This is a genomic window from Lactonifactor sp. BIOML-A5 (assembly GCF_009677585.1).
Classification (GTDB): domain Bacteria; phylum Bacillota; class Clostridia; order Lachnospirales; family Lachnospiraceae; genus Lactonifactor.
This window is the reverse complement of record NZ_WKYV01000022.1, coordinates 64,298-88,511: the sequence shown is the minus strand read 5'-3', so window position 1 is coordinate 88,511 and position 24,214 is coordinate 64,298. Positions and strand designations below refer to the sequence as shown.

Below are 24,214 nucleotides of genomic sequence, written 5' to 3'. Positions count from 1 at the left end.
ATGGCATTATTAGATGAAAATGGTTTATTGTACGTTTGGAGTAAAATAAAAACATTGGTAAGCGGAAAAGTTGATAAGGTTTCAGGAAAAGGTTTATCTACAAACGATTATACAACAGCAGAAAAAAATAAGCTTGCAGGCATTGCAGCTAATGCCAATAACTACGTACATCCGACAGGAGACGGTAATCAACATGTTCCGGCAACAGGAACGACTAGTAGTGGTAAGATACTGAAAGCTGGTGCCACAGCTGGAAGCGCAGCCTGGTCCACATTAGCTAAAAGTGATGTAGGACTAAGTAATGTGGATAATACATCCGATGCAAACAAACCAGTGTCAACAGCACAGCAGACAGCATTGGATGGTAAGGTGGATAAGGTGTCGGGTAAGGAGTTAACGGCTAATGATTTCACTGATGCATATAAATCAAAACTGGACGGGATAGCCGCCAATGCAAATAACTATGTGCATCCTACTGGGGACGGAAATAAACATGTACCAGCTACTGGAACAACAAACAATGGAAAGTTTCTTATGGCGGGGGCCACTGCTGGGACATTATCATGGGGAACTCCAAAGGATACTACATATGCTGACATGACAGGCGCTACAGCAAGTGCTGCAGGAAAGCATGGCTTAGTACCGGCACCAGCCGCGGGAAAGCAAACAAGCTATCTAAGGGGGGACGGGACATGGGTAGTGCCGCCAAACACTACTTATAATGTTGCAACTACAACGGCAAATGGACTGATGTCGAAGGAAGATAAAACTAAGTTAGATGGCGTTGAGGCGGGAGCGGAAGAAAATCAGTTTGCGTATACAGCTGTCTCTGTTTACCGAAGTGGCTCCCTGTATTCAGATGGAAAAGAAGGAATTCTAAATCTCTGGTATGAAGACCCTCTTTATGTTTGGATTAACGCAGATAATCAACTTTGTTTTGAAATTAAAGAAGCTACAAGTGGCGGTAATGGGTATATGTCTAGTACTGATAAACAAAAGTTAGACGCCTTTGGAGCAGCAAGTACCTATGCGCTAAAGTCTGACATTACAGGTATGTATAAATATAAGGGATCTGTAACAGACGCTTCAAAGCTGCCAACCACAGGTCAGAAAACAGGTGATGTATATAATATTGAATCAGCAGGTGAATATGGTGGTGCGGGAATGAATGTGGCCTGGAATGGTACAGCATGGGATCCTTTGGGAGAAATATTCTCTTTCACAACTATTACAAATGCGCAGATAGATGCAATATGTGTATAAGGAGGGTGCTAGATGGCTCTTTTAGATGAAAACGGTCTGCAAAGATTATGGACTAGAATATTAGCGAAAGTACTTTCTATAGAGGTGGTATCTGCAAACGGCGGATACTGCCTTAAATTTTCCAATGGATGGGCCATTGCGGTTAAATGGCAAAGTGTAAGCTTTACCACACCTACGGCATGGGGAAACTTATGGTATGGTAACTGCGGTGCAGCACTTGGTGCGCTTCCAATAACATTTAAAAACATCATATACAGAAATTTAACAGTAGATGATGGAGGTGCCTACTGGCTTTTATGGAATCCGGGAAGCGTCTCGAATTGGAGTGGAACTATATATCCTATTGGGGCAACAAAACAAACAGCAACCCAAAAATTAATATTCCGGGGAATCTGCATAGGTACTTGGAAGTAGGTGAAAGCAGATGCAAAAAATGGATAAAAAAGAGGAATTAATAAATTATATCTGCAATGGAAAAAAGGAGCTTATAGAAACCCTGGTTGATGAATTCCTTTTTTTAGATGATAAACTTCAAAAACTAAAGAGGCTGCCTTTTATTAAATTTAATCCTGAGAATCCATACCAACAGAAGATAACCCCAGCTGCCAGGCAGTACAAAGAATTACTGCAGCAGTATACAAATGTATATAAAATATTATCTGCTTCTGTAGAAGGAGATGGTGGACGTCAGGATTCGCCGCTGAGAACATACTACAGAGAGCGGACGGAGCGTTGGAATGCTAATTAAGGAAAAAAAGATATGGACGCCAGATAATTCATACTTATTAGAATACCATGGGAGAACAGAGGCAGGGGAAATTATCGTAGGACAAGAATTATGGATGGAACTGGAGAATTTGAAAGAAGACTTTTGCAATGACGATTTCTTTTATGATACATATGATGCCATGGTAAGAATGGACTTTATGGAAAACTGCATCAGATTAACAAAGTCACCGTTTTATGGTAAGCCTATGATTCTAATGCTATGGCAGAAGGCATTTATTGAAACAATGTATAGCTTTAAAATGTCTGACACAACATTTGATCGCTTTAAAAAGATTATTCTCTTGATATCACGAAAAAACACAAAGTCTGAAACATGTTCTGGAATTGCTCTTTCAGAATTTATGGAAGGAAATGAAGGGGCAGATTTAGTTGCATCCAGTAATGATGATGCCCAGGCGTCCATTGTTTACGATGCCATTGACACCATGCGAATGTTGATAGATCCGGATGACCTGGATACGAAGAGAAATCAGCGGTTTATACTGAATAAGGTTACGAATAGTAAAATTTTTAAACTATCAGATCGTACTAAAAACAAAGAGGGGCGTAATATTGACTTTGCCATTGTAGATGAAACCCACGAAATGACGAATAATGTCATTGGAAAATCTATAGAACAGTCACAGTCCTTAAAGGATAATCCAAAATTTATCAACATTACAACAGAGGGATTTGTAGAAGATGGATATCTTGATGAGGAATTGCGAAAGGCAAGAAAAGTAATTCGTGGGGAAGATGATACTCTGGCCGGGCGCCGGCTATTACCATGGCTATATACCCAGGACAGTGAGCAGGAGGTATGGCTGGGAAACCGTCAAAATAAATTGTGGATGAAGTCTAATCCCACACTTGGTATGGTCAAAAAGTGGGAATATCTTGAGGAACAGGTTGATATTGCCAGAGAAAGTAAAGGAGATAGAATCTTTGTATTATCGAAAGATTTCAATATCAAACAAAACAATGCACAGGCATGGCTTGCTATGCAGGATTACACGTATGTGAGCAGTTATAATTTAGAAGACTTCAAGGGCTGCTTTTGCCTGGGGGCTGTAGACTTGTCGGAAACCACAGATATGACAAACCTTAAAATATTAATGATGAAACCGGACGATCCAAAAAAATATATTCATTCTATGTATTGGATACCAGAAAATAAACTGGATAACTCTGACGATAAAGAAGCTGGTGCAAGATATGAGGAATGGGCAGAGAACGGGCTGCTTAAAATCTGTGAGGGAAATGATATTGACTTATCCATGGTGGCTGACTACCAATATAATCTTTATGAGGAGTACGATATAAAATTGTATAAAGCAGGATATGACCAAAGATATAGCAAGGAATGGCTGACAAGGATGAATGATTATGGATGGATGAAGGAAAATGATGATCTAGTGCTGATACTCCAGAATGCACAGACTCTATCAAACGCAATGAAACTTGTAGAGCAGGATTTAAAACATCAATTAATAAATTATAATGAGAATCCTATTGACCGATGGTGTTTAAAGAATGCAGCAATACAGGTTGATAGATTGGGGCAGTGTTTGTGTGTAAAGCAGTCTACACCAATGAGAATTGATGGTGCAGTGACTCTGATAATTTTATACGAAATGTACCGGAGATATCGAAGTGAATTTAAACAGATAATTGTAAGGGGGTGATTATTGTGGGAATTATAGAGAAACTTAAGTTTTGGGAAAAGCCAAAAAACAGCCTGCAGTACGCTGATATACTAAATGGATATACACCAATCTATTCTCAGTTCGGAACCGATATCTATGCAGCAGATGCCGTACAGCAGGCAATATCATGCATTGTACAGGAAATGAAAAAACTAAATCCAACACATGTAAGGGAAATAGGAAACGATGTTATTCCTGTTGGTGGCGGTATTCAAAAAGCGTTGCATAATCCAAATGAATTTATGACAACCTCAGACTTGATTGAAAAATGTATGTGGAACTATTTTTTAAATTATAATTCCTTTATCTACCCTACTTACTATGTTTATACGGATAAGCAGGGGAAACAGGTGGTTAATTTTACTGGATTCTATCCCCTGCAGCCAGTGCAGGTGGATTTTATGCAGGATGCATCAAATATTCTATACGTAAAATTTACGTTTCCAAATAGTTACAATGTTACCATTCCATACAGCAGAATTATCCATATCAAGAGGAACTATTCAGTTAACGAATACATGGGAGGTAATGAACAGGGGCAGCCAGACCATAGAGCATTGATTGAAACATTAAATATTAATGACAATCTGCTAAAGGGCGTAGCCAAAGCCATGAATGCATCTATGCAGATTAATGGTGTAGTAAAATATAAGACTATGCTGGATGGAGGCAAGACTGATAAAGCGATACAAGAATTTGAAACTAAGCTTAAAAATTCACAGTCGGGGTTTTTGCCTCTGGATATTAGTGCAGAGGTGGCACCATTTGATAGAAAGCTGCAGTTGGTGGATGCCGAGACACTTAAATTTATAGATGAAAAGATACTCCGAAATTTTGGCGTACCTTTGCCGATACTGACAGGAGATTATACAAAGTCACAGTATGAGGCATTTTATCAAAAGACACTTGAGCCTATTATAATTTCAATTTCACAAGCTTTTACTAAAACGCTATTTTCAGATATGGAGAGGTCTTATGGGAATAAGATAACATTTTATCCCAAGGACCTTATTTTTATGTCTGTAGCAGAGACACTTGAGATGGTCCGCCTTTTGGGTGATTCCGGTGCGTTGTATGAAAATGAGAAGCGTGTAGCATTTGGGCTAAGGCCCTTATCTGAGTTAGAAGGAAAACGTACACAGTCACTAAATTATGTGGATGTAGAATTGGCTGCACAATATCAGCTTCAACAGAAAAATACAAATAATAACGTGAATCAAGGAGGGAAAATAGACAATGGGAAATGATAAATATACACAGCGGTCTTACGACTTTGAAATGCGTGCGGCACCGGAGGAAGAAGGAGTTATTGAAGGGCGCCCGATAGTATTTGAATCCAAAACAAACATGGTTTATTTTGATGAAATTATTCACAGAGGAGCACTGGATAAAACAAATTTAAAAGATGTGCGTTTCCTGATTAATCATAACAAAAATATGGTCCCGTTGGCACGCAGCCGTAATAATAATGAAAATTCGACTATGAGGCTGATGCCGGACAAGGATGGACTAAAGATCCGGTTAAAACTGGATATTGTAAATAATACCGATGCAAGGAGCTTATATAGTGCAATTCAGCGTGGAGACATCACGGGCATGAGTTTTTTGTTCTCAATTAATGGTGAGGAATGGGAAAATTTTGAGTCTGACCATCCAACACGCCATATTAGAGATATAGGGAAAGTTCTGGAAGTTAGTGCAGTTACTTTCCCGGCCTACGAAGAAACCGAAATCAGCGCAAGGGCAAAGGATGAACTGGAGAGTTTAAGGGCACTGGAGAGTGCCAGATCCAAAGCCACACCGGACGGTGATAAAGCGTTGCTGGAACTTCAGAAACTTAAAAATCACAATAGAAAATATTAGGAGGAATAGAAAAATGAAATTTAAAGAGTATTTACAGAAACTTATTAAGAACAAAAGAAATCATATGGAAGAATTGCAGCAGAGGTCCGATGCATCCCAGGATATTGATGAGGTACGTGCAATCGGAGAACAGCTGAAAGCATTGCGGGACGAAATAACAGACGCAGAAGAACAGCTTGCGGCATTGGATGACGAAGGAAATGAGGGAGATGATGGCGGTTCGGGAACTCAGAATGGTGAAGGAGAGGGACGCTCCACTCTTCCAGATGGCGTGATGGTGCGTGGGTTTAATCCTATGAATACCTATGGAATGTCACCAGTAGGCTCTTATCCGCAGGGAACACAGAGAAACGATGATCCGTTATCATCGTATGAATACCGTCAGGCATTTATGAGATATGTGCAGACAGGTGAATGGAATTACGAAGGCAGAGCAGCGGCGCAGGTGAATACTGCAGATATTGGTAAAGTGATACCGAATACTATTATGCAGGAACTGATTAAAGAGCTGAAAGTTTACGGACAGCTTTATAATAAGGTGCGCAAGTTAAATGTACAGGGAGGAGTAGAATTCCCAATTGAGGAACTGGTGCCAACCGTAAAATGGATTACAGAAACCACTGTATCAGAAGAACAGAAGGCACCGGAAATTAAAACATCAGTATCTTTTGGCTACTATATTGCAGAAGCAAGGATTGCACAGTCTTTACTTTCCAGCATTGTATCTCTGCCCATCCTGGAATCTGAAATAGCCAAGTTACTTGCAGAAGCATTTGTAAAAGAATTCGACAACATGATTGTTAACGGCACGGGATCCGGTGCACCCACAGGAATCTTAAATGACTCCAGGGTAAAGGCAGCAAATAAGATTGCATTCACCGAGACAGATTTTGCAGATTGGACAAAAATTAGGAAGAACTTCTTTGCAAAAATCCCGTTGGCATATCGGGGACAGGGCATTTTCATCATGACAGTAGCCACATGGGAAAGCAATATTATGACTTTGAAAGATAAAAATGACAGACCGCTCTACACAGAAACCTATGATCCTGTGACAGGAAATCAGATCTGCAGGTTTAATGGCAGAGAAGTAGTACTTGTAGAGCCTGATATCCTGAAGGACTTTGACAGTGCTGTGAACAACGATGTTTTTGCCATTTACCTGAAGCCTACGGATTATGCGATTAACTCTAATCTGCAGATTGGATTTAAACGCTATTTTGACGAGGATAAAAATAAATGGGTAAACAAAGGATTAACTATCTGCGATGGAAAACTGCTGGATGTAAACGGCGTATTCCTATTGACCAAAAAAGTGACATCCGCATAAGGAGGTGAATAATTATGCCGGAAACATTTGATATTTTAAAAAGTGTCAAGGATGCACTGGGAATTACAGGTGAATTCATGGACCCAACGCTGAATGCGTATATTAAGGAGGTACAAAACTACCTAAAAAGTGCAGGGGTAAAGGAAAGCATTGTAACATCAGAGGCAGCTTCCGGCATAATTTCCCGTGGGGTGTCCGATTTATGGGGCTATGGAGCCGGAAACGGAAAGCTGTCACCATATTTTTATGAAAGGGCAATACAGCTAAAACTGGAGGGCGGTGAATAACAATGTCAAACTTTTTCCCTGAAGAATCGTTCCCTATACCAATCCGGTTGTTAAACCCTTCAACAACCAATAAAAAAGCCAGCCCTAAAAAGGTTTATCCCAACGCTGAAAATGGGGATTTGCTGTATTGCTCTTTTAAAACATATGGGGGAACTGAAGTACAAAACAACGGTGTATACAGTGTAGAAGATACGGCAAACATTACAACATGGTATAGGCCAGATATCCGATCTGACTCAAGAATTGCTTTAGCAAACAATACCGATGTGGTATATGAAGTGATCGGAGAGCCGGAAAATATTAATATGCGTAATCAGTTCTGCAAATTTAAGGTCAAACGTGTAAAGGGCGGTGTGTGATGGCAAACAAAATAACGTTTAAAGGTGAACTTTTCAAGACAATGATGGAACAACTGGATAGTCTTAATGGTGATTTAAAAACGGTAACTCAAAAAGCACTGCAAAAGACACATGAATACATCACACCAAAACTCCAGGAGGATATGAAGTGTCATCGGCGGACAGGAAGAACTGAGGGAAGCATTGACCAAACGGCAAAGGTTAATTGGGAAGGAAATACAGCTGGTATGGATGTAGGCTTTCATATTAGGAGTGGGGGACTTGCATCCATATTTTTAATGTATGGAACGCCTAAAATGGCAAAGGACCAAAAATTGTACAACGATGTTTATGGAAGTAAGACCAAAAAAGAGATTGAGAAGATGCAGCAGGAAATATTGACACAGGAAATCCAAAAGAAGATGGGAGGATAACAAAATGGAGGATCTGCTGATAGAAGTCCTGAGAAAATCGGGATATCCGGTGTATTTACAAGGTTCTTTGACAGACGATGATAAATATCCAGACCACTTTTATACGTTTTGGAACAACTCCAGTGAGGGCGCTGCTTATTACGACAATAAAGAACGGGCGTTAATTTATAATTATGATGTAAATTTCTATAGCTGTGATCCAGAAAAGGTATATTCACAGCTCAGAGCATCTATCCAGGAACTTAAAAGCCAGGGATTTATCATATCTGGTGACGGTTACACCGTAGCCAGTGATGAACCTACTCATGATGGACGTGGTGTAAACGTCCTATTCAAGAAATATATAGGAGGAAATTAAAATGGCATTTGAAGACGTAAAGGAAATTTTTGAATTCAGGGGAGTTGACAACCTTATGGTAGCTGAGGTTACAAAGGATGATACTACAGAATATACGGCAGGAACCCCAGAAATGCTGTCATACATTGCTGAAGTAGGTAAAAGTACAGAAACCTCTTCTGAGTCCAAGTATTATGATAATCAGCCTATGCTGGTAATTAATTCTGAAGGAGCTGACGAAATAAAACTGACCATTGCACCGCCTTCTCTAAGGATGCAGGCATGGCTGACTGGGAAAAGCTTCGATGAAAAAACAGGTATGATGGTAGACGGAGAACGTGTGAATCGGTATTTTGCAATCACCTACCGGACAAAAGGCACAGATGGTAAATACAGGTATGTAGCAAGGCTCAAAGGCACATTCGGGATACCGGAAGAGACTACAGCTACGGAAGATGACGGAACCGACTCTAATAACATGGAGCTAACCTTTACAGGGATATCAACATCACATAAATTTGAACATGGAAAGATGATAACGGCGGGGACCTGGGAAAAAGGATCTGTAAAAGGCATTGTGGTAGATGAAAGATATGCACTTACAGACTTAAGCACATTCTTTGAAAGTATACAAACGCCGGATACTGTAACGCCAAAAACACCGACAATCTAAATATTACGAGAAAAATGGAGGAATAGCAGATGGAATTAATTCTGAATATCTATGACAAAAAAGGTAAGAAGGTTGTCAGACAGGTAAAGGGAAATACCATAGATATTATGATGGGGACAATAGAGCGTCTAATGTCATTACTTGATATTGAAAACTCCACCGACAGCATAGAAATTTTAAAAAAAGTTTCTGGTGCATATCAGGAGCTAAAGGGAATTTTGTCCCTTATTTTTGAAGATGTATCGGAAGAAGAATGGAATTATGTAAAAGTAAAGGAATTAATTCCAGTGATTTTAAATGTTGTTAAATATACTTTTGCAGAGATGAATTCCATACCAACGGACCCAAATCAGAAGGGGGCGTAGATGATACGCCCCTATCCGAATTGTTTTTTATGATACGCTATAATTTAAGTAAAGAGTTTCCTGTTTACGATCCCCTGGGATTGGAACGGGAAACTTTTTTTAATGTCATGAGGTTATATCGAGATTTAAGGAAGCTGCAGATAAGGGCTTCAAAAGAGCAGCAAAACCAAGGAAAGAAAAAAGTAATTCGAAGGCGGGCAAGTGACAATGCCGGATGGTGGTAGAAGGAGGTGGGAAGATGCCACAGGGAAATGAGACAACTACAAAATTCAAAGTTGACATATCAGACCTAAAAAAGGGAATGCAGGAGGCAGTTAGAAACATACGCCTTGCAAATTCCGAATTTAAGGCGGCAACTTCCGGGATGCAGGATTGGTCAAAAAATGCAGATGGGCTGACCGCAAAGTTAAATCAACTGGACAGTGTGCTCTTACAAGAAAAAAACAAACTTGCAATATTGGAAGAGCAGTATAGGCAGGTGGCAGCAGAGCAGGGAGAAAATTCGAAAGCTGCCCAGGAGCTTCTCATTAAAATCAATAACCAGAAGGCAGCAGTAGGAAAGACGGAAGCGCAGCTTAGGACATATCAGCAGAAACTGTCTGATGTGAAGTCTGAAAATGAAAAGCTGTCAGATTCCACAGAAGAGGTTGTTTCCGCTTCCGATAAATTAAAATCAACAATTAATGACCAGGAGACAGAACTAGGACAGCTGAAGAAAGCTTATGCGGACGTGGTGCTGGAACAGGGGAAGAATTCTCAAGAGGCAAAATCGTTAGCATCGGATATCGGAAAACTATCATCAGAACTGCAGCAGAATAGAAGTAAGTTATCTGAAACCGAAAAGGCAGCAGATGATCTTGATGAATCACTGGACGAAGCTGGTGACAGTGCTCAGAAAGCCGAGGGAGGATTTACTGTACTTAAAGGTGCACTGGCCGATTTAGCAGCCGATGGGATACGGGCGGTCATTGATGGGCTTAAGGACTTAATAACCTCTGCCGATGATGCATACACAAATTTCCAGGCACAGACCGGAGCATCAGCAGAAGAAATGTCAAAGTTTAAGGATGAAATCAATGATTTGTATAAGCAGAACTTTGGTGAGTCATTGCAAGATATAGCGGACTGTATGGCAGAAGTAAAGCAGCAGACAGGAGAGGTAGATCCATCAAAGTTAAAAGAGCTTACCAAAAATGCAATTGGGCTACGTGATACCTTTGGAATGGATATACAAGAATCAATGCGTGCCACTAACCGCCTGATGGATACTTTTGGGCTGTCGGGAGAAGAAGCCTTTAATCTAATTGTGCAAGGAGCGCAGGAAGGTTTGAACCAGAATGACAATCTCCTGGATACCATAAACGAATACGGGCCTAAGTTTCAAGGGATGGGGATGTCTGCACAGGATATGTTTAATATGCTGAAAAATGGCGCAGATGCCGGAGTATTCGATATTGATAAGCTGGGAGATGCCATTAATGAGTTTACAATACGTGTGATTGATGGAAGCGAAACCACTAAACAGGGGTTTGATACAATTGGACTGAATGCGGATGAAATGGCACAGAAATTTGCAGCAGGAGGCGATACAGCTAAGGAAGCCTTCCAGCAGACCATGGATGGACTGAACTCCATTGAAGATCCGGTAGCAAGGAATACGGCAGCAGTTAACCTGTTTGGAAGCATGTGGGAAGACACTGGAGGGGCATCCATCCTGGCTATGGGTGAAATTACCGGAGGAATAGACCAGACAAAGAGTTCCATGCAGGAGCTTAATGATGTGAAATACTCTGATGTGGGAAGCCAGTTCACAGAAATTGGTAGAATCATAAAGACAGATTTCCTTATGCCGCTTGCACAGGAGGCGATTCCTAAAATAAAGGAGTTTGTAGATGTTATAAAAGCGCGTCTACCGGAAATAAAGCAAGTATTTAATGATGTGTTTGAAAAGGTAAAGGAAGGGTTTAAATGGATTCTAGATAACAAGGATCTTATAATTGCAGGGATATCCGGCATAGCTGCAGCTTTTGCAATTATAAAAATAGGAGCATTAGTAGCAAGTATTGCAAAGTTTGTAACTGTTGTACAAGGAGCGACTAAAATCTGGGCCGGATTAAAAATAGCATTAGCTGCTATTGGTGGACCGGTAACACTTATTGTTGCTGCAATTGCTGGTTTAGTTACTGCTTTTGTAGTCCTATGGAACAAATCCGAAGCATTTCGGAGCTTTTGGATAGGTCTATGGGAAAAAATCAAATCTGCTATGAGCACAGCAGTAAATGCAATTATAAAATTCTTTAAAGTAACAATACCTAATGCATGGAATAATTTTATTTCCTTCTTATCAGGGTTTATTACAAAAATAGTGTCGTTTTTCTCAGCGCTCCCTGGCAGGATTTGGACATTTTTAGTTGAGACTGTTACAAAGGTAGGTACATGGGTATCAAATATGGTAGCAAAGGCAATAGAAGTAGGGACACAGTTCATCACAAATGTTATCAGTTTTTTCCAGGAGCTTCCATATAACATAGGATATTTCTTAGGGACAGTCATAGGGACGGTAGCTTCATGGGTATCAAATATGGTAACAAAAGCTATTGAGGTAGGTACACAATTTCTTTTCAACGTCGTGCAGTTCTTCCAGCAATTGCCTGGGAAGGTGCTGACCTTCATTACAAATACAATCAATAACGTTGTCACCTGGGTTTCAAATATGATTGCGAAGGCCAGAGAAGTAGGAAGTAACTTTATTAACAATGTGGTGAATTTTTTCCAGCAGCTACCCGGAAAAGTTAGCATGTATATTACCAATACACTTTCCAATGTTAAGACATGGGTTACTGATATGATAAATAAAGCGAAAGAGGCTGGCAGTAATTTCCTCAATAATGTTGTAGACTTTATAAAACAGTTGCCTGGTAAGATAAAGGAGTTTTTAAATGAAATTATTGACAAATTAAAAGCATGGGTAAGTGATATGGGTACTAAAGGTACTGAGGGCGCCAAGAAACTTTTTAATGCCGTTGTGGATGGGTTAAAAGAACTTCCAGATAAAATGCTATCTATAGGAAGCGATATCGTAAGCGGAGTTTGGGAAGGTATATCAGGCGCTGCCGGCTGGCTAAGAGATAAGGTAGTAGGCTTTGGAAAAGGGATAATTGACGGATTAAAGGCGTCCATTCAATCAAATTCTCCATCAAAACGTGCCAGGGATGAAGTTGGTAAATGGATACCGTATGGTATTGCAGAGGGTATAAGGCAATATGCTGATGTAGCTATCCGTGCAGCAGGGGATCTGGCTGATAAGTTAATAGTTCCGGTGGACCCTGCACTTCCTAAAATGGGAAATTTAAGAAATAGAGTGGGATACTCTGCAGCTGGTGCATATTATTCCGGAGTTACAGGTAATAAAGGCGGGACAGTTGTGTATCAAACATTTAATCAATATAATACAAGCCCTAAGTCATTATCCCGTTTAGATATTTACAGGCAGACCAGGAATCAATTGAATTTTGCAAAGGGGGTTTAGCATGTATTTCCTTGCTATTGAAAATAAAAAGGGTGAGCAATTACCGCTGACAGGAACACAAAACTATGATGTTATCAGCATAGATGGATTAAACCCGCCGACAGCAACAATTAATGCGTCGGAAAGCGCAGCCTTTGACGGCTCCTTATTTAATGGGAGCCGTTTGGGAGTCCGTAGCCTTGTTATTACTATTCGAATTAATCCAGACATTGAATTAAACCGGATTAACTTATACCGATATATTAGAAGCAAAGAGTATATTAAGGTATATTATAAAAATGGGACAAGGGATGTCTTTATAGAGGGATATGTAGAGACTTTTGAATGTGATCTGTTTTCAGATAAAGAGCAGGCTCAGATAAGTATACTATGTCCTCGCCCGTATTTTAGAGCTATGCAGACTGTAATTACAGACTTTTTTAACGTGATTAAAATGTTTCATTTTCCGTTTGCGATTGAAGCAGCAGGAATACCATTTTCAGAATTAGAAGGAAATCTTTTCAAATCCATTGTTAACGAGGGAGACGTTGCGTGCGGCGTGCGGATTGAGTTAAGGGCAACAGGGGAAGTCGTTACTCCAAAGATATATAATGTAGATACCAGAGGATACTTCATTGTTAATATTACCATGAAAGCGGGAGACGTAATAACTATTAACACGGTGAGAGGCGAAAAGTATATTGAATTTACGGCAGGTGGTGTAACTACAAATATTATAAATAAAGTACAGCGTGGATCGGAATGGTTCCAGCTGGAGCCGGGAGACAATGTATTTACGTATGAAGCAGAACAGTATATAAATAATCTTTCATGCACATTTATACTGACAGATATGTATCAGGGGGTGTGATATGGATATATACGTATTAAATCGCAATTTTGAAATAGAGGGCATAGTTGACGGATATAAAAGTGTAATATGGACCACACGCTATTTCACTCCGGGAGACTTTGAATTATACTTACCTGCAACCGATGAATATATAAATTTGCTGAAAGAGGATTACTATTTATGCCGGGACCGGGACATTACAGATACGGAATTTCATAATGTTATGATAATCTCTAAAATTGAAATACAGACTAGCATAGAAGATGGAGATTATATGATTGTAAGTGGGAAATGTTTGAAATCTCTAATGAAAAGAAGAATCATATGGAAACAGACAAATATGGTTGGGAAACTGGAATACTGTATTAGAAGAGTATTAACAGAAAATATTATTCAACCTAATATTGCAGAGAGAAAAATTTCTAATTTTATTTTGGGGCCTATGAGAGGATTCCCAGAGACGTTAGATATTCAAATAACCGGGGACACCATATTGAAATTCCTGCAGGATGTGTGCGAAACGGCAGGAATTGGATGGGATATTTATATCCAGAAAAATAACTTTGTCTTTGTTCTGTATAAAGGGGAAAACCGTTCATATAATCAAGACAAAAATCCACATGTGGTATTTTCAAAAGAATTTGATAATATGATTTCTTCAGACTATGTACTGGAAAAGGAAGATTACTGTAATGTAGCGTTAGTTGCCGGGGAAGGTGAAGGACTGGACAGAAGGACAACCATTGTGGGAAATGCAGCAGGTATTGACAGGTATGAATTATACGTGGATGCCAGGGATGTAAGCAGTAATAACGGGGAAATAACGGATTCTGAATACATGAATTCGTTAGCAGAGAAGGGAAATGAAAAACTAGCTGAGGTAGGAATAAAAGAGTTTTATGAGGGTTCTATTGAAACTTTGGGAAATTTCTTGTATGGTGAGGACTATTTCCTAGGTGATATTGTATCGGTAATAAATCAATTCGGGATGGAGGCAGCTCCGAGGATTATTGAAATTGTAGATAATGAGGATGAAACTGGAAGGAAGACAATACCTACATTCAGTTCATGGGAGGTATAAAAATGGCTATAACATATGGATTTTTTAACAGTCAGTTAGACAGTGATGGGAATCATGACAGGGTTTATAATGCAGAACAAATGTCCACGTATTTTAAAGGTATAGTATCAACTGGAGTGTATGAATCTGTTGGTGGTGCACTACTAGTAAAAGCAGGTACCGGAATGAAGGTGAAGGTACAAACGGGAAGAGCCATTTTAGGTGAAAACTTACAATGGTTTAATAGTGACAGCATAGAAGAAATATCGCTAAATCCGAGTCATGTTACACTTAATCGCTATACTGCTATAGCAATAAGGCTTGATATCACTAACAGGAGAATGGAACTGGTAACAATAGATTCCGCTTATGCAACAAGCCCAATAAAACCGCAGCCCACAAGAAGCCCTGAAAGATGGGAATTATTTCTTGCGTATGTATATATTGAAAAAGGTGTAAATTCAATAACACAGAGTAAAATAACAGATATACGAGCAGATAATAACGTGTGCGGTTGGGTAACAGGAGTTATTAAGCAGGTAGATACATCACAGCTTTTTCTTCAGTGGCAGAAGGCATACGAGGAGTATTATAGTACGATGCTTCAGTGGCAAAGAAATATGGAAACTAACTTTGCAAGTTGGGAAAATTCAACAAAATCAGAATTTGATGGTTGGCAAGAGCTACAGAAGATGAACTTTAATACATGGTTTACTACTTTAACAGGTGAACTTAAAGTTGATACCTATATCGAAAAGTATCAAAATACTGTTATAAATGATTCAAAAACATCACAAGTATTAATAGGTATTGGCCAATATGATTCAACGCAAGACATATTATTGATAAGCCTCAATGGGATTACTCTTGTCGAAGGTTTAGATTATGAAATAAGTGAGAATGGAGCAGATGCAAAAATAATATTATATATGACAGTGGATGTAGGAAGTAGATTTGAATTTATTGTTATAAAATCGGTAATCGGTGTCAAATAAATATGGCCCCTCAATTTAAGAGGGGCTTTTTTTAGTGTCGTCAGGAACATATTCTAAAATGTCCCCAGGCTGGCATTTAAGCAATTCACAAAGCTTATTAAGAGTTTCTTTACTGGCTATTTCTCCGGTACGAATTTTTTGCATTTGTGATTCGCCTATTAATTTTTCTTTTCTTATTCGGTATGTCGAAAAACCGGAATCTTTTAATTTCTCCAATACATCAAATTTATATTTTAGCATCCGATCACCTCTTTCTGTTTATAAGTATAGCATATCTAATGAAAAACATCAACTTATAACAGGTGTACAGTATATATAAAAATATACACCAATATTTGGTGAATATCACTATTTACAAACACTTAAAACGGGTGTATAATAAGTATATAAGATAAAGGAAGGAGGTGAAGAAAATGGAAGACTTGCTAAAGCAATTAAAAAAGCTCAATAAGCTGTGCGACCAACTTATTGAGCTACTGGTAAAAGTCTTGATAGTCCTCACACTATTACAGATACTTACCAGATAGGGAATGGGGCGAAAGCCCCTCTCCCTTATAAAAATTGTACCACAGGTCTTCTATAAAAACAATGAAAAGAGAGATATTCATTGAATGTGCGGTTATATCTTTAAAAGCTATGTTGATTGTGACCTTATTCATATTATGCATAAAAGAATTGGTTAGTATGATATAGCCGTATACTACCATGGTAGTAAGTACTTGTATTAGTTTGTACCTGCCTACAAATTAACGCAAGCCGGTAACATGTAAACAGAGCAACGCCCCGGTGAAGTTATCCGGCGTTTAACGGTTGAGCGATATCATCCAGCATATCATTGCCATACATCCTATTAGCCATGGGGCAGGACATGGACGGATGTAGGGTACTGGTATGCAAAAACTATTAAGCTATACAGAAATAGAGAGGTGAAATCGTCATAAGAAAAAGGGATACAAATTACATAAATTTTGGTAAACTTATTGACAAGTATGTTATAATCATTTATGTATAGATGAATATAATATATTAAAGATAACTGTGCTTAGAATGAGGGGATGATTGATATGTATAGGGTAATGGATATTGCTCGTTATGTTATTGAAAGATGCAGTGCAACGAATAAGACGATTAGTAATTTAAAATTGCAAAAGATTTTATATTTCATACAGGCTGAATTTTTAGTATCGAAAAACGTACCTTGTTTTGCTGAAGAAATTCAAGCTTGGGATTTTGGACCAGTTGTGCCAGATGTTTATTACACATATAGAATGTTTGGTAGTGCGAATATTCCATGCATTGGAAAATCTAGGGTGACACAGATTATTTCTTCAAGAGATAAAGAAATACTGGATGGTATCATTGATGAGTGTTCACGATATTCAGCATCTGCGCTTGTTGAGCTTACACATAATCAGACACCTTGGATTGAGGCCTATAAGCCTGGATGGAATAATGAAATTACTACAGAAAGTATCAAAAGATATTTCGAGGTGGATTAGAATAAATGTCCTCAATAAATATTAAAATTAATAAAACGACCAGACAAGTAGAACTCAAAATTGATGATAGAGTTATTACTGAAGAAATGTCAGAAAAGATTACAGAGATATGCACACTTTTATTTACCGATAGTAGTGAATTTGATGAGGAAAATGCTTTTAATGCGATTTTTCAATATATCAAAGGTTATGGGAGAATATTGTACTCACAGATAAGTAATATGATTTACGCATATTATAATGAACATACGACAGAAGAGGCTACGCTTGCTTTGGGAACAATGATTTCTAATATCGAAAAAATTGTTGCATTTACGGGAATGCAAGATTTCAAAGACAAAAGGGCAAGTATTAAGTTGTCGGCTGAAAAAAAGATATATGAAGATACAGAAAAAGCGCTTATCAAAATTTGGGATCATGTAAACCTAGCACAAACGCAGTATAGTGGATTAAAACAGACGGATGAAGAGTATAAGAAAAAATTCGATAACAGTATTACTCCATTTAAGGATGAACTCGTGAAAAGTATGAATGCACAGTTACTGACTATGGTAAGCATTTTTACAGCGCTTGCATTTTTAGTATTTGGTGGTATTAGTTCATTGGGAAGCATTTTCGCTAATCATGAGATACCATTATTAAAAGTTATTATTGTGGGGTGCGTATGGGGAATATGTATTTTGAATTTGGTATTTGTTTTTTTATTTTGTATAGGAAAAATGACAGGATTGAATTTTAAATCGAATAAGGAACCAGATGGAAATATTATTCAGAAATATCCTATCGTATGGTGGAGCAATTTAGTTATACTTACTATTTTGGCGGGAAGCCTTTGGACATACTACATAAGGAAAGAAAATATCGATTCAAGCTTTAAAACGTGGTGCAATAATTCGCCACAACTTGCAATGTGGGGTGGATTTGGAATAATTATTTCAGTATTTATAATATTGCTTATGGTATTAGTAAAGCAGACATGGAAAAAGGGAAAATAGCAAAGACTCTTGGGGTAAAATCCTAAGAGTCTTTATTATTGAAATTATATTATTTATTTTCTAAATAAGTATTGATAAAAATACCAAATATGGTATGGTAGTATAACACGATAGGAGGGAAAAATACAATGAGAAATGGATTTATGATCACATTGACATTGATTACTCTAATTTTAGCAATCATAAATGAGTGGAGATTAATAAATACAATTGGTATGATTATTGTAGCTATATGTACACTGATATCAATAATCATAGATATAGTGAAAGGAAGATTAAAAAATGAGCTTTTATGAAAAATTAAAGGCTGCTAGAAAAGCTGCTGGCTTGACGCAAAAACAGTTTGCCGATATGCTGGGAGTATATCAAAAAGATATCAGTAGATGGGAGACGGGAGAGGTCAGCCCATCAATTGAAACACTCAAAGAAATATGCATACAGCTAAAAACATCAGCAGATGAACTGTTAGAACTAAAATAGGGAGGCCAATGTAACCGGGCCTCCCATGAATCAATATATTTTTCTTATCGGTACACCAATAAGAATAACATATAGAATGAAACTAAAAAATAATATGCATGTTCCCATTGTCATAAGTGCATGTCTTTACAGCCTTTTTAATCAATTCATTCTTTTCCTGGTAACTCAGCGATTCAAAATTATTGAGCAGGCAACAAATATAATCATATATCACCTCTTTGGTTTCGGCGTCACTCTTCGCAATACTATTGTTCANAGGTCAGCCCATCAATTGAAACACTCAAAGAAATATGCATACAGCTAAAAACATCAGCAGATGAACTGTTAGAACTAAAATAGGGAGGCCAATGTAACCGGGCCTCCCATGAATCAATATATTTTTCTTATCGGTACGCCAATTGTGGCAGTGGAGTCCGGATATGTGGAGGCCATCGGCTGGAATCAGTACGGAGGATGGCGGCTGGGCATCCGCAGTTTTGATAAAAAGCGATATTATTATTACGCGCATCTGCGCCAGAACTTTCCTTTTAACAAATCTCTGAAGGAGGGCAGCATTGTCCAGGCCGGGGATGTGATCGGATATCTGGGGCATACCGGCTACAGTGCCAAGGAAAATGTAAACAATATCGACACTCCTCATTTGCACTGGGGTCTTCAGCTTATCTTTGATGAGAGTCAGAAAGAAGGCAATCATGAGATATGGGTGGACTGCTACCAATTGACAAGATTTTTATCCCAGAAGAGAAGCAGAACCGTTAAGAATCTGGAGACGAAAGAATATCACCGTGTATTTGAGATGAGAGATCCCACCGCGGAGGAGTATAAAAAGAGAATAGGCGGATAGGTGAAACAGCGGCCCAGGCGTCAACGTAACGCTTTGGCCGCTGTATTTGCGCTGTGAGGGAGAGATTATGTATCTGAAATCTGCTTTCCCGCCCGATCCATATGATAATTATCTTTATAAATCAGTTGGGAGATAGGCACAAACTCATAGCCCTTCCCCTGCAGGGTAGTAATAACCGTTTCCAGGGCATCTTTGGTATATTTAGCGCCGTTGTGACAGAGGATGACAGAACCATTTTCCAGTGATTTATTCTCACAGATTGTCTGGATAATGGAATCAGCACCATAGTCTTTCCAGTCCAGACTGTCCACGGACCACTGGATCGGATAATAGTGGTTGGCGGCGGCAGTTTTGATCACACTGTCATTATAGTCACCATAGGGAGGCCGAAAGAGAATCATATCCACACCTGTGAGTTCTTTTACCTTGTCGTGCACCTTCAAAAGTTCCTGTGTCTGCTCTTCGGTGCTGAGCTCGCTCATATGTTTGTGGTTTTCGCTGTGGTTTCCCAGGTCATGGCCGGCCTCATATATCTTTTTTACATCCTCCGGATAACTCTCAACCCATCCGCCGGTCATAAAAAAGGTGGCTTTGACGTTATGTTTAGCCAGGATATCAAGAATTGTCTGGGTATCTTCATTGCCCCAGGCAGCATCAAAGGAGATGGAAATCTGCGGTTTATCGGTATCTACACAGTAGATTGGCAGCTCACGGCCTCCGACGCTTGTGCTCACGGAGGCAATCTTGGGAAGGTAGGTAACGGCGCAGATCAGAAGGGCAATAGCAGCCAGTCCGACGAAAATTGAGACTGCGTTTCTTTTGAATCGTTGAGTGGAAGAAGAATCAGGATTTTCTTGATTCATAATGGATACCTCTGAAAAAGGATCTTGTTACTATCTTATGGGATACAGCTTATACATTATGCACTGCAAAAAAATAGACCAAAGCAGTAGAAAATGTAATATTATGGAGGTATAATAAAAGAATATATACTCATATACCGTTTGCGGGAGGAGAAAACAAATGAATAATCAGACAGACGTCAGGGAAACAATCTATCGGTTTTGCCGTGCCTGGTTTGAAGAACGTAATCTTACGGAAACCCTCACATTTCTCACAGAGGATGTGGACTTTGTGGGAACTGGAAAAAACGAGTCTGCCTGGGGAAAAGCTGAGATGGAAGCATATCTCAGTCAGGATATCAGAGAGATATCAGAACCATTTAAGGTTGGGATCTCATTCATATACGAACATTTTATTACCGAGCAGGTGTGCAGCTTATCTGCTGAGGTGACATTAAAGAATACCTTATATACCTGGAATCTGAAAGCATTCTTCACTCTGCTTTCAGAGGAGTCCCGCTGGGTGATCAAAAGCTTTCATGTGGCAGAGCCGGGAACCAGCCAGAGAGAGGCCGAGCACTATCCGCAGGCACTTGTGATGGAGCATTCTATCCGTCAGCGGCAGGAGCTGTTAAATGACTCACTGCCCGGAGGCATGATGGGCGGGTATATTGAGGAGGGATTTCCCTTTTATTTTGTGAACCGCAGGATGCTGGATCATCTGGGGTATGCGGACGAGGCGGAATTTGTATCAGATATTGACGGAAAGATTGGGAATTGTATGCACCCTCAGGATCGGCAGATGGTTGACGATGCGGTAGAGGCCCAGCTGAGGGAGGGAGATGAATATGTTGTGGAATACCGGATGAAGAAGAGAGACGGCTCCTACATCTGGGTGCATGATCTGGGACGGCAGGTGACTGCGGAGGATGGCAGGCCTGCTATAATCTCTGTGTGTATGGACATAACCGCCCGGAGACAGGCACAGGAGGAGGTATTCCATCTTTATAACAATATTCCGGGGGCAGTATTCCGCTGCAGATTTGACAAGGATTTTTCAGTGATTGCGGCTAATGACGGCCTGTTTGAATTTCTGGGGTATACCAGGGAGGAATTTGCCGCCCTGGGGAATAAGATGTCTGCCGTGATTTATCCGGAGGATCTCCTCATTATGAAGGATATACTGGACAGCCAGCTGCGGTATGGCAATACCATACAAAATCAAAACCGGCTGATATGCAGGGATGGGACCGTAAAATGGATCTCCATAAAGGCTCAGCTTATAAGAGGCGAGGATCAGGAACAGTATTTCTACTGTGTCTTTGTGGATATTACAGATGAAAAGAAGCTCCAGGAGCAGGCCAGGGAATTATATGAGAAGGAACTGGCGTATTTTGCAGAGCTGTGCTCTAGGGACGGGAATATCCAGGGAAGCTTAAATGTTACCAGAGGGATCGTGGAAACCTACCTCTCAAATTCTGAGATGGCTGTGGCTTATGTGGGGGAACCCTATGAGAAGGTAATAGAGACCCTGGCAATGTCTGCCATAGATCCTGCGTATGGAGAAGAGATTAGAGTTACCCTGGACAGGGAGAAGGTCCTAAAGGATTTTGACTCTGGAAAGATAGACTATCATCTGGATTTCCTGCGCAAAAGCAACAGAGGGGGCTGCTTCTGGGAAAACACATATATGCGTTCCTTCCGGAATCCTGAAACAAGAGACATTATCCTGTTCTTCTACACATCAGATGTCACGGAACAGCGGCTGCAGGAACAGCTGCTTCGGAGAATTACGGAGCTGGACTATGACATCATCGTAGAGGCTGATACTGTAAGAGATACATACCGGATGATCAGCAGTGCAAAGGAAGAGTTTATAATGGCTCCAGCCGGTAAGCTCCGGGAAGAACTTTGTTCTGTCGCAGAGCGGCTGATGGACGAGGCGTCTGGAAGAGAGCTTCTTAGCAAACTGGATTACGGTTTCATGAAAAAGGAGCTCTCCAAACAAGATTCATACTCCTTCATCATAGAAACAAGGGAGAGGAATGAAGAAATTCGTGTGATGCGCCTCAAAGTTTTTTATATAATTAAAGAGCTTGGGCGCGTATGTATTGCCTGTACGGACGTCACGGATATTGTGTCCCAGGAGCAGAGACAGAAGGAAGAACTTGCGGCTGCCCTGGTGGCTGCGGAGCAGGCGAATGCCGCCAAATCAGATTTTCTTTCCCGTATGAGCCATGAAATCCGCACGCCTATGAATGCGATTATCGGTATGAGTACCATAGCGGCCAAATCCATTGGGGACGATGAACAGGTGGAAGACTGCATCTCCAAAATTGGTATTTCCTCGCGTTTTTTGCTGTCACTGATCAATGATATTCTGGATATGAGCAGGATAGAGAGCGGAAAGATGCTTCTGAAGAACGAAAAGATACCTATGGAGGAATTCATTCACGGGATTACGTCAATCTGCTGTGCCCAGGCAGATGCTAAAGGTGTGGAATATGAGTGCATTGTAGATCCGGTATTGGACGACTATTACATCGGGGATGCCATGAAGCTTCAGCAGGTATTGATTAATATATTAAGCAATGCTATCCGGTTTACCGGTGAGGGCGGCAAGGTGACATTTTCAGCCGCACAGCGCAGAAAGACAAAAAATGATGCGGTCCTCCGGTTCATTGTAAATGATACCGGCATAGGAATGGGCAGCGAGTTCCTGCCCCATATATTTGAACCTTTCTCACAGGAATCGACAGGAACAACCTCCCTGTACGGCGGAACAGGACTTGGACTTGCTATCTCTAAAAACATTGTGGATTTGATGGACGGAAAAATTACAGTGCGATCCATTAAGGGGCTTGGTTCAGAATTTACTGTGGATGTAAAGCTGGGAATTACAGAGGAAGAGAAGCTGCGGCATAACCAAAAGAAGCAGAGCTATAATTTTTCCCATTTAAAGACTCTGGTGGTGGATGACGATGTGGCTGTCTGTGAAAGCGCGGTAGTAACTCTCCGGGAAATAGGTGTACGGGCGGAGTGGGTGGACAGCGGCAGGAAGGCGGTTGACCGTGTCAGAAATTTTTGGGAAGAGGGCCGTTTCTATGATATGATTCTCATTGACTGGAAAATGCCTGAGATGGACGGAATAGAAACTGCCAGACAGATCCGGAGAATTGTAGGGCCTGAAGTTACAATAATCATTATGACAGCCTATGACTGGATATCCATTGAGCATGAGGCAAAGCTTGCGGGAGTGAATCTGCTTATGAGCAAGCCCATGTTCAAATCCTCTCTGGTTTCAGCTTTTAGTACGGCCCTGGGGGAGAAAGAAGAGCAGGAACAGCAGGAGGATGCGGATGACTTCGATTTTACAGGCAAGCGGATACTGCTGGCAGAGGACAACCAGATAAATACAGAGGTAGCTGTCATGCTGCTGGAGAGCAAGGGATTCCAGGTGGATACGGCGGAAAACGGCCTTCGGGCTTTGGAGATGTTCAGCAAATCTGAGACAGGATACTATGATGCTATTTTGATGGACATTCGTATGCCGCTTATGGACGGGCTCACCTCATCTGCAAATATCCGGCATCTCAGCAATGCGGACGCTGAAACCATACCTATTCTTGCTATGACTGCCAATGCTTTCGATGAAGATATAGAAAAGAGCAAGGCGGCCGGAATGAATGCACATTTGGCTAAGCCCATCGAACCGAACCGCTTGTATCAGACGCTATATGACTTTATTTACGGGAAAGAGAATTCATGACCTGA

General features: G+C 40.1%; 23 protein-coding genes and 1 pseudogene. 22 read left to right on the top strand and 2 right to left on the bottom strand.

Features of this window, described 5'->3' with window-relative positions; genetic code table 11:
* The 17 genes from GKG41_RS16545 to GKG41_RS16465 all read left to right on the top strand — a co-directional run bounded on the left by GKG41_RS16545 (nt 1) and on the right by GKG41_RS16465 (nt 15,780).
* Entirely contained in the window at nt 1-1,263 is a 1,263-nt protein-coding gene (locus tag GKG41_RS16545; protein ID WP_154260664.1) for a hypothetical protein, read from the top strand.
* 12 nt (nt 1,264-1,275) lie between these two features.
* Nucleotides 1,276-1,677: a hypothetical protein gene (locus GKG41_RS16540; RefSeq protein WP_154260662.1), complete on the top strand. Its 402-nt coding sequence runs from the start codon at nt 1,276-1,278 to the stop codon at nt 1,675-1,677.
* 19 nt (nt 1,678-1,696) lie between these two features.
* Nucleotides 1,697-2,011 carry a hypothetical protein gene (locus GKG41_RS16535; protein ID WP_154260660.1) on the top strand — a complete coding sequence of 105 codons (315 nt, stop codon included), beginning with the start codon at nt 1,697-1,699 and terminating at the stop codon, nt 2,009-2,011.
* A complete protein-coding gene (locus GKG41_RS16530) occupies nt 2,001-3,716 on the top strand; it encodes a terminase TerL endonuclease subunit (protein WP_154260658.1) in 1,716 nt (571 codons plus the stop codon). Before GKG41_RS16535 ends, GKG41_RS16530 begins: the two co-directional genes overlap by 11 nt.
* A gap of 5 nt (nt 3,717-3,721) precedes the next feature.
* Entirely contained in the window at nt 3,722-4,984 is a 1,263-nt protein-coding gene (locus tag GKG41_RS16525) for a phage portal protein (RefSeq protein ID WP_154260657.1), read from the top strand.
* Complete coding sequence (locus tag GKG41_RS16520) at nt 4,974-5,600, top strand: HK97 family phage prohead protease (protein ID WP_154260655.1); 627 nt, start codon at nt 4,974-4,976, stop codon at nt 5,598-5,600. The genes GKG41_RS16525 and GKG41_RS16520 overlap by 11 nt, the downstream gene beginning before the upstream one ends.
* A gap of 13 nt (nt 5,601-5,613) precedes the next feature.
* On the top strand, nt 5,614-6,930 hold the full coding sequence (locus tag GKG41_RS16515; protein ID WP_154260653.1) for a phage major capsid protein: 1,317 nt from the start codon (nt 5,614-5,616) through the stop codon (nt 6,928-6,930).
* Between the two features lie 14 nt (nt 6,931-6,944).
* Nucleotides 6,945-7,217, top strand: a complete 273-nt coding sequence (locus tag GKG41_RS16510) for a hypothetical protein (protein ID WP_154260651.1) — start codon at nt 6,945-6,947, stop codon at nt 7,215-7,217.
* Between the two features lie 2 nt (nt 7,218-7,219).
* Nucleotides 7,220-7,576 (top strand): head-tail adaptor protein, encoded by a 357-nt coding sequence (locus GKG41_RS16505; protein WP_154260649.1) that lies wholly within the window; start codon nt 7,220-7,222, stop codon nt 7,574-7,576.
* Nucleotides 7,576-7,989: a hypothetical protein gene (locus GKG41_RS16500; protein ID WP_154260647.1), complete on the top strand. Its 414-nt coding sequence runs from the start codon at nt 7,576-7,578 to the stop codon at nt 7,987-7,989. The genes GKG41_RS16505 and GKG41_RS16500 overlap by 1 nt, the downstream gene beginning before the upstream one ends.
* A gap of 4 nt (nt 7,990-7,993) precedes the next feature.
* Nucleotides 7,994-8,347 carry a hypothetical protein gene (locus tag GKG41_RS16495; RefSeq protein ID WP_154260645.1) on the top strand — a complete coding sequence of 118 codons (354 nt, stop codon included), beginning with the start codon at nt 7,994-7,996 and terminating at the stop codon, nt 8,345-8,347.
* 1 nt (nt 8,348) lies between these two features.
* Nucleotides 8,349-8,999, top strand: coding sequence for a major tail protein (locus GKG41_RS16490; protein ID WP_154260643.1), 651 nt, complete (start codon nt 8,349-8,351; stop codon nt 8,997-8,999).
* Nucleotides 9,000-9,028: 29 nt separating this feature from the next.
* The gene (locus GKG41_RS16485) at nt 9,029-9,364 is read left to right on the top strand and encodes a hypothetical protein (RefSeq protein WP_154260641.1); all 336 of its coding nucleotides are present in this window, start codon (nt 9,029-9,031) and stop codon (nt 9,362-9,364) included.
* Nucleotides 9,365-9,602: 238 nt separating this feature from the next.
* Nucleotides 9,603-12,893, top strand: a complete 3,291-nt coding sequence (locus tag GKG41_RS16480) for a phage tail tape measure protein (protein WP_173015679.1) — start codon at nt 9,603-9,605, stop codon at nt 12,891-12,893.
* Between the two features lies 1 nt (nt 12,894).
* Nucleotides 12,895-13,743, top strand: coding sequence for a phage tail family protein (locus GKG41_RS16475; protein WP_154260637.1), 849 nt, complete (start codon nt 12,895-12,897; stop codon nt 13,741-13,743).
* Between the two features lies 1 nt (nt 13,744).
* Entirely contained in the window at nt 13,745-14,806 is a 1,062-nt protein-coding gene (locus GKG41_RS16470; protein WP_154260634.1) for a siphovirus ReqiPepy6 Gp37-like family protein, read from the top strand.
* 2 nt (nt 14,807-14,808) lie between these two features.
* A complete protein-coding gene (locus tag GKG41_RS16465; protein ID WP_154260632.1) occupies nt 14,809-15,780 on the top strand; it encodes a hypothetical protein in 972 nt (323 codons plus the stop codon).
* Nucleotides 15,781-15,795: 15 nt separating this feature from the next.
* Here the strand turns inward: GKG41_RS16465 and GKG41_RS16460 are convergent, their stop codons facing one another.
* On the bottom strand, nt 15,796-16,020 hold the full coding sequence (locus tag GKG41_RS16460; protein ID WP_154260630.1) for a helix-turn-helix transcriptional regulator: 225 nt from the start codon (nt 16,018-16,020) through the stop codon (nt 15,796-15,798).
* A gap of 824 nt (nt 16,021-16,844) precedes the next feature.
* Between GKG41_RS16460 and GKG41_RS16455 the strand changes: the two genes are divergently transcribed.
* The 4 genes and pseudogenes from GKG41_RS16455 to GKG41_RS16440 form a co-directional block, all read left to right on the top strand.
* On the top strand, nt 16,845-17,279 hold the full coding sequence (locus tag GKG41_RS16455) for a type II toxin-antitoxin system antitoxin SocA domain-containing protein (protein WP_199884598.1): 435 nt from the start codon (nt 16,845-16,847) through the stop codon (nt 17,277-17,279).
* 5 nt (nt 17,280-17,284) lie between these two features.
* The gene (locus GKG41_RS16450) at nt 17,285-18,274 is read left to right on the top strand and encodes a hypothetical protein (protein WP_154260628.1); all 990 of its coding nucleotides are present in this window, start codon (nt 17,285-17,287) and stop codon (nt 18,272-18,274) included.
* 282 nt (nt 18,275-18,556) lie between these two features.
* The gene (locus tag GKG41_RS16445; RefSeq protein WP_154260626.1) at nt 18,557-18,754 is read left to right on the top strand and encodes a helix-turn-helix transcriptional regulator; all 198 of its coding nucleotides are present in this window, start codon (nt 18,557-18,559) and stop codon (nt 18,752-18,754) included.
* 385 nt (nt 18,755-19,139) lie between these two features.
* Nucleotides 19,140-19,598 (top strand): annotated as a pseudogene (locus GKG41_RS16440) (M23 family metallopeptidase); the annotation flags it as partial.
* A gap of 65 nt (nt 19,599-19,663) precedes the next feature.
* On the opposite strand, the gene GKG41_RS16435 reads toward GKG41_RS16440, so the two are convergent.
* Nucleotides 19,664-20,461, bottom strand: a complete 798-nt coding sequence (locus GKG41_RS16435) for a polysaccharide deacetylase family protein (protein WP_154260622.1) — start codon at nt 20,459-20,461, stop codon at nt 19,664-19,666.
* A 160-nt stretch (nt 20,462-20,621) separates the two neighbouring features.
* Between GKG41_RS16435 and GKG41_RS16430 the strand changes: the two genes are divergently transcribed.
* The gene (locus GKG41_RS16430; RefSeq protein ID WP_154260620.1) at nt 20,622-24,209 is read left to right on the top strand and encodes a response regulator; all 3,588 of its coding nucleotides are present in this window, start codon (nt 20,622-20,624) and stop codon (nt 24,207-24,209) included.
* Nucleotides 24,210-24,214 lie beyond the last annotated feature (5 nt).

Coding starts and splice junctions, on each gene's coding strand:
- GKG41_RS16450 (WP_154260628.1), top strand. CDS start 17,285: ATGTCCTCAATAAATATTAAAATTAATAAAACGACCAGACAAGTAGAA.
- GKG41_RS16480 (WP_173015679.1), top strand. CDS start 9,603: ATGCCACAGGGAAATGAGACAACTACAAAATTCAAAGTTGACATATCA.
- GKG41_RS16430 (WP_154260620.1), top strand. CDS start 20,622: ATGAATAATCAGACAGACGTCAGGGAAACAATCTATCGGTTTTGCCGT.
- GKG41_RS16500 (WP_154260647.1), top strand. CDS start 7,576: ATGGCAAACAAAATAACGTTTAAAGGTGAACTTTTCAAGACAATGATG.
- GKG41_RS16515 (WP_154260653.1), top strand. CDS start 5,614: ATGAAATTTAAAGAGTATTTACAGAAACTTATTAAGAACAAAAGAAAT.
- GKG41_RS16455 (WP_199884598.1), top strand. CDS start 16,845: ATGTATAGGGTAATGGATATTGCTCGTTATGTTATTGAAAGATGCAGT.
- GKG41_RS16460 (WP_154260630.1), bottom strand. CDS start 16,020: ATGCTAAAATATAAATTTGATGTATTGGAGAAATTAAAAGATTCCGGT.
- GKG41_RS16475 (WP_154260637.1), top strand. CDS start 12,895: ATGTATTTCCTTGCTATTGAAAATAAAAAGGGTGAGCAATTACCGCTG.
- GKG41_RS16495 (WP_154260645.1), top strand. CDS start 7,994: ATGGAGGATCTGCTGATAGAAGTCCTGAGAAAATCGGGATATCCGGTG.
- GKG41_RS16530 (WP_154260658.1), top strand. CDS start 2,001: ATGCTAATTAAGGAAAAAAAGATATGGACGCCAGATAATTCATACTTA.
- GKG41_RS16490 (WP_154260643.1), top strand. CDS start 8,349: ATGGCATTTGAAGACGTAAAGGAAATTTTTGAATTCAGGGGAGTTGAC.
- GKG41_RS16505 (WP_154260649.1), top strand. CDS start 7,220: ATGTCAAACTTTTTCCCTGAAGAATCGTTCCCTATACCAATCCGGTTG.
- GKG41_RS16535 (WP_154260660.1), top strand. CDS start 1,697: ATGGATAAAAAAGAGGAATTAATAAATTATATCTGCAATGGAAAAAAG.
- GKG41_RS16485 (WP_154260641.1), top strand. CDS start 9,029: ATGGAATTAATTCTGAATATCTATGACAAAAAAGGTAAGAAGGTTGTC.
- GKG41_RS16510 (WP_154260651.1), top strand. CDS start 6,945: ATGCCGGAAACATTTGATATTTTAAAAAGTGTCAAGGATGCACTGGGA.
- GKG41_RS16435 (WP_154260622.1), bottom strand. CDS start 20,461: ATGAATCAAGAAAATCCTGATTCTTCTTCCACTCAACGATTCAAAAGA.
- GKG41_RS16520 (WP_154260655.1), top strand. CDS start 4,974: ATGGGAAATGATAAATATACACAGCGGTCTTACGACTTTGAAATGCGT.
- GKG41_RS16465 (WP_154260632.1), top strand. CDS start 14,809: ATGGCTATAACATATGGATTTTTTAACAGTCAGTTAGACAGTGATGGG.
- GKG41_RS16545 (WP_154260664.1), top strand. CDS start 1: ATGGCATTATTAGATGAAAATGGTTTATTGTACGTTTGGAGTAAAATA.
- GKG41_RS16470 (WP_154260634.1), top strand. CDS start 13,745: ATGGATATATACGTATTAAATCGCAATTTTGAAATAGAGGGCATAGTT.
- GKG41_RS16445 (WP_154260626.1), top strand. CDS start 18,557: ATGAGCTTTTATGAAAAATTAAAGGCTGCTAGAAAAGCTGCTGGCTTG.
- GKG41_RS16540 (WP_154260662.1), top strand. CDS start 1,276: ATGGCTCTTTTAGATGAAAACGGTCTGCAAAGATTATGGACTAGAATA.